Raw genomic sequence first — 5,915 nt, forward strand, 5'->3', positions numbered from 1 at the left:
GGCCATTCACCAACCGGCGCAGCCCCAGCGGGTTACCGTCGCGCAGTGCCTCGGGCAACAGCGCCTGCGGGTAGTTCTGGTAGCACACCGGGCGCAGGAAGCGGTCGATGGCCAGGGTGCCGACCGACGTGCCGCGCGCATCCGACGTGGCCGGGTAAGGCCCGCCATGCACCATCGCATCACACACCTCGACACCGGTCGGGTAGCCGTTGACCAGGATCCGCCCGACTTTCTCCTCCAGCAGCGGCACCAGCCAGGCGAAGGCCTGCAGGTCTTCCGGCTCGCCGATCAGGGTCGCGGTCAGCTGGCCGCGCAGGCCGAGCAGGGCGGCGCGCAACTGGTCGTTGTCCTGCACTTCCACGGCAACGGTGGTCGGGCCGAACACTTCTTCCTGCAGCAGCGGGTCAGATTCCACCAGCAGGCAGGCATCGGCCTTGAACAGCTGGGCGCGCGCCTGGCTGCCTGCCTGCGTCTGGCCGGCCAGGTGCTCGATACCGGCATGGGCGTGCAGGTGCTCCAGGCCACCGACGTAGCTGCGCAGGCCACCGGCGTTGAGCATGGTCTGGCCGGCCTGCTGGCTCAGGTGCTGGCCAAGCTCGGCCAGCAGTTGGCTGTACCGCGGCGACTGCAGGCCGATCACCAGGCCCGGGTTGGTGCAGAACTGGCCCGCGCCCAGGCACACCGAACCGGCCAGCTCACGGGCGATGGCTTCGCCACGCTTGGCCAGGGCAGCCGGCAGGATGATGACCGGGTTGATGCTGGACATCTCGGCGAACACCGGGATCGGCTGCGGGCGCTCGGCGGCCATGCGGCACAGGGCGTCACCGCCTTTCAGCGAGCCGGTGAAGCCGACCGCCTGGATGGCCGGGTGCTTGACCAGCCACTCGCCGACGCCGCCACCGAACACCATGTTGAACACGCCCTTGGGCATGCCAGTGCGCTCGGCGGCGCGCTGGATGGCGCAGCCGACCAGGTCGGCGGTGGCCATGTGGCCGCTGTGGGCCTTGAACACCACCGGGCAACCGGCGGCCAGGGCCGCAGCGGTATCGCCACCGGCGGTGGAGAAAGCCAGCGGGAAGTTGCTGGCGCCGAACACGGCGACCGGGCCGACGCCGATGCGCATCTGGCGCAGGTCCACGCGTGGCAGGGGCTGGCGCTCGGGCAGGGCCAGGTCGATGCGCGCACCGAGGAAGTCACCACGGCGCAGCACCTGGGCGAACAGGCGCATCTGGCCGCTGGTGCGGCCGCGCTCGCCCTGGATACGGGCGGGGGGCAGGGCGGTTTCACGGCAGACGATGGCGACGAAGGCGTCGTCCAGTTCGTCCAGCTCGGCGGCGATGGCGTCGAGGAATTCGGCGCGCCGCGCCGGGGCCAGCTGGCGGAATTCGGCGAAAGCGCCGGCGGCAGCCTTGGCGGCTTGGTCCACTTCGGCTTCGGTGGCCTGGGCGAAGCTGTAGGGCAGGGCCTCGCCGGTGCTGGCGTCCAGGCTCTGCAGGCGCTTCGGCCCAGCGGCGCTGCGCTGGCCGGCGATGAAGTTGTGGCCGAGGATTTCAGGCATGGGGTGCTCCTGTATGTTGAGAGAAAATCTGGCAGGTTGTCGCATGACCTGTGGGAGCGGGGTTCACCCGCGAAGCAGACAACTCGGTGCATGGCACCGGCTTTGCCGGTGTTCGCGGGTGAACCCGCTCCCACAGGGACCGCGTTGCAATTGGGCAAGCCCTGGGCATCAGGTAATCGGTGCCGGGTTGAACAGGGTGATGTCGTTGTGCAGGCGATGCTGTTCGGCCCAGGTCTGCTTGCGGCCGCTGGCCACGTCCAGGTAGTAGTGGAACAGCTCCCAACCCAGTTCCTCGATGGTCGAGCGGCCGCTGGCGATGCGCCCGGCGTCGATGTCGATCAGGTCGGGCCAGCGCTGGGCCAGCTCGCTGCGGGTGCACACCTTGACCACCGGTGCCATGGCCAGGCCGTACGGGGTGCCGCGTCCGGTGGTGAACACATGCAGGTTCATGCCGGCAGCCAGTTGCAGGGTGCCGCAGACAAAGTCGCTGGCCGGGGTGGCGCAGAAGATCAGGCCTTTGCGGTTGACCCGCTCGCCCGGGCCGAGCACGCCCTGGATGGCGCCGCTACCAGACTTGACGATCGACCCCAGGGATTTTTCGACGATATTCGACAGGCCGCCTTTCTTGTTGCCCGGCGTGGTGTTGGCGCTGCGATCGGCGGCGCCTTGCTGCAGGTAGCGGTCGTACCAGTCCATTTCGCGCACCAGGGCGTCTGCGACCTCCTGGTTTTCCGCCCGCGAGGTGAGCATGTAGATGGCGTCGCGCACTTCGGTTACCTCCGAGAACAGCACGGTGGCGCCAGCACGCACCAGCAGGTCGGCAGCGTAGCCCAGCGCCGGGTTGGCGGTGATGCCCGAGAAGGCATCGCTGCCCCCGCACTGCATACCCAGTATCAGTTCGCTGGCCGGCACGCTTTCGCGGCGGCGCTGGTCGAGTTTCTTCAGGCGGGTCTCGGCCAGTTCCATGATCTGCTCGATCATTTCCACAAAGCCCAGGCTGGCGTCCTGCAGGCGGTACAACCACGGGTCGCTGAGGTCCACCGACGGGTCGTTGTCGTGCATCACCTGGCCGGCCTGCAGCTTTTCGCAGCCAAGGCTGATGACCAGGGCCTCGCCGCCCAGGTTGGGGTTGCGCGCCAGGTTGCGCACCGTGCGGATCGGGATGTAGGCATCGCGCGCATTGATCGCCACACCGCATCCATAGCTGTGGGTAATGGCCACCACGTCATCGACGTTGGGGTATTTGGGCAGCAATTCGCTGCGAATGCGCTTGACCGCATGCTCCAGCACGCCGGCCACGCACTGCACGGTGGTGGTGATGCCGAGGATGTTGCGGGTGCCGACGGTGCCGTCGGCGTTGCGGTAGCCTTCGAAAGTGAAGCCTTCGAGCGGCGGCAGCGGCTGCGGGACGGCGTCGCAGCGTGGCAGGCTGGCCAGCGCCGGGGCGGCCGGCATGGCCAGTTGGCTCTCCTGCACCCAGCTGCCCTGGCGAAGGTCTTCCAGCGCGTAGCCTATGATCTGCCCGTAGCGGCGCACCGGCTCGCCCTTGGCGATGGCTACGGTGGCCACCTTGTGGCTCTGTGGCACGCCCTCGACCAAGGTCAGGCCGTCGGCGAAGCGGGCGCCTTCGCCCAGGCCGCCATCGTTGACCACCACCACGACATTGTCGTCGTCGTGCAGGCGGACGTAGCGGGGCGAGTCGGAATGTTCGATCAACTGCATGTTCGGGCCCTACTTGTCAGGTTCTCAGGCTTTTGTACATCCGCCCACGGCGGGGGTGGCCGACGCGGGCGTGCTCACTCAGTGGCGCGAGCCGGCCAGTTCGCTGCCGGCCACTGGCTCGGTGTCAGGCTTTGGGCTTTCACGCAGCTCGATGCGCTTGATCGGGCCGACGATCACCAGGTAGCTGAATACCGCCACCAGGGCGTTGGCGCCGACATACACCAGGGCCCACTTGAACGAACCCGTGGCGCTGATGATGTAGCCGATCACGATCGGCGTGGTGATCGATGCGATGTTGCCGAAGGTGTTGAACAGCCCGCCCGACAGACCGGCGATCTGTTTCGGCGAGGTGTCGGCGACCACCGCCCAGCCCAGCGCGCCGATGCCTTTGCCGAAGAACGCCAGGGTCATGAAGCCGACCACCATCCACTCGGCGTCGACGTAGTTGCAGAACACCATGGTGGTCGACAGCAGCAGGCCGCAGACGATCGGCAGCTTGCGGGAGAAGGTCAGCGAGTTGCCGCGGCGCAGCAGCCAGTCGGAAATCACCCCGCCCAGCACGCCACCGATGAAGCCGCAGACCGCCGGCAGCGAGGCGATGAAGCCGGCCTTGAGGATGGTCATGCCGCGCTCCTGCACCAGGTACACCGGGAACCAGGTGAGGAAGAAGTAGGTGATGGCGTTGATGCAGTACTGGCCCAGGTAAACGCCCAGCAGCATGCGGCTGGTCAGCAGTTGCTTGATGTAGCCCCATTTCGGGCCGTCGTTGCCGCGCTTCTGGTCCATGTCCACCAGGCCGCCGTTCTGCTCGATGTGTTCGAGTTCGCCTGGGCTGATGCGTGGGTGTTGGCGCGGGTTGTAGATGGTCTTCAGCCAGACCATGGAGAACACGATGCCCAGTGCGCCCATGACCACGAACACGTGCTCCCAGCCGAAGCTGAACACGATCCAGCCCATGATCGGTGCGAACAGTGCGGTAGCGAAGTACTGCGCCGAGTTGAAGATGGCCGATGCGGTGCCGCGTTCCTGGGTCGGGAACCAGGCCGCGACGATGCGCGCATTGCCCGGGAACGACGGGGCTTCGGCAAAACCGACCAGAAAGCGCAGGGTGAACAGCGTCACCACCGCCCAGGCCACCGGCAGGCCACCGACAAAGCCCTGCAGCAGGGTGAACAGCGACCAGGTGAAGATGCTGAAGGCGTAGACGTTCTTGGAACCAAAGCGATCGAGCAGCCAGCCACCAGGAATCTGGCCAGCCACGTATGCCCATCCGAAGGCGGAGAAGATGTAGCCGAGGGTCACGGCATCGATGCCGAGGTCTTTCTGCAGGCTGGAGCCCGCGATGGCAATGGTGGCGCGGTCAGCGTAGTTGATCGTGGTCACCAGAAACAGCATGAACAGGATCAGGTAGCGCACATGCGTCTTCTTCGTCGCTTGCATGCTGGTAGTACTCCCACTAGTTATTTTTGTGCGGGCTCACGAGTTGTAACCGGAGTGGGGCTGGCCCACTCCGGGCGCGGCATGGCAGGCCGCGGGCGGCGCTTACTGCGGGCCCATCTTGTCCATCAGCGCGGCGAGTTTTTCGTACTCGTCGGCGGTGAGGTCGGTAAGCGGAGTACGCACCGGGCCGGCGTCATGACCGGCGATCCTGGCACCGGCCTTGACGATGCTCACGGCGTAGCCGGCCTTGCGGTTGCGGATGTCCAGGTACGGCAGGAAGAAGTCGTCGATCAGCTTGGCCACGGTGGCGTGGTCGTCACGGGCGATGGCGTTGTAGAAGTCCATGGCGGTCTTCGGCACGAAGTTGAACACGGCGGAGGAGTACACCGGCACGCCCAGGGCCTTGTAGGCAGCAGCATACACCTCGGCGGTCGGCAGGCCACCCAGGTAGCTGAAGCGGTCGCCCAGGCGGCGACGGATCGACACCATCAACTCGATGTCACCCAGGCCGTCCTTGTAGCCGATCAGGTTCGGGCAACGCTCAGCCAGTTTTTCCAGCAGGTCGGCGTTCAGGCGGCAGACGTTGCGGTTGTAGACGACTACGCCGATGTTTACCGATTTGCACACTGCTTCGACGTGGGCGGCGACGCCTTCCTGGCTGGCTTCGGTCAGGTAGTGCGGCAGCAGCAGCAGGCCCTTGGCACCCAGGCGCTCGGCTTCTTGCGCGTATTCGATGGCCTGGCGGGTGGAGCCGCCGACGCCGGCGAGGATGGGTACCGACCTGGCGCAGGTGTCGACGGCGGTCTTGATCACCTGGCTGTATTCGCTGGCGGCCAGGGAGAAGAACTCACCGGTGCCGCCGGCGGCGAACAGGGCGCTGGCGCCGTACGGGGCCAGCCATTCCAGGCGCTTGACGTAGCCAGCCGGGTTGAAGTCGCCCTGGGCGTTGAAGTCGGTGACCGGGAAAGACAGCAGGCCGTGGGAGAGGATGGATTTGAGTTCCTGTGGAGTCATTGTTGTTGGCATCCTGTGGCGCTTGGGTGAAGGGTGTTGTTTTGCGTTGGAGGTAAGTTATCGTACAACTTGTACGATGACTAGTCCCTTTGGGAGATTTTTTTGTGGGAGGGGCGGAAGGAATGTTATTGCCTGTGCCGACCTCTTCGCGGGTAAACCCGCTCCCACAGGGACCGCGTTG

4 protein-coding genes are annotated in these 5,915 nt (G+C 66.1%); all 4 read right to left on the bottom strand.

Going from position 1 to position 5,915, the window contains the following annotated elements; all coding sequences use genetic code 11:
• Positions 1-1,558 (bottom strand): aldehyde dehydrogenase (NADP(+)) (locus ACK1U9_RS21105; RefSeq protein ID WP_449110159.1); only part of this gene is annotated, 1,558 nt, incomplete at its 3' end.
• 168 nt (positions 1,559-1,726) lie between these two features.
• Positions 1,727-3,280 carry a galactarate dehydratase gene (gene garD / locus ACK1U9_RS21110; protein ID WP_338459160.1) on the bottom strand — a complete coding sequence of 518 codons (1,554 nt, stop codon included), beginning with the start codon at positions 3,278-3,280 and terminating at the stop codon, positions 1,727-1,729.
• Between the two features lie 78 nt (positions 3,281-3,358).
• Entirely contained in the window at positions 3,359-4,720 is a 1,362-nt protein-coding gene (locus tag ACK1U9_RS21115) for an MFS transporter (RefSeq protein ID WP_046615439.1), read from the bottom strand.
• Positions 4,721-4,822: 102 nt separating this feature from the next.
• Positions 4,823-5,734, bottom strand: coding sequence for a 5-dehydro-4-deoxyglucarate dehydratase (gene kdgD, locus ACK1U9_RS21120; RefSeq protein ID WP_046615438.1), 912 nt, complete (start codon positions 5,732-5,734; stop codon positions 4,823-4,825).
• Between the last annotated feature and the right edge of the window lie 181 nt (positions 5,735-5,915).

This window comes from Pseudomonas sp. XP1 (assembly GCF_053557675.1).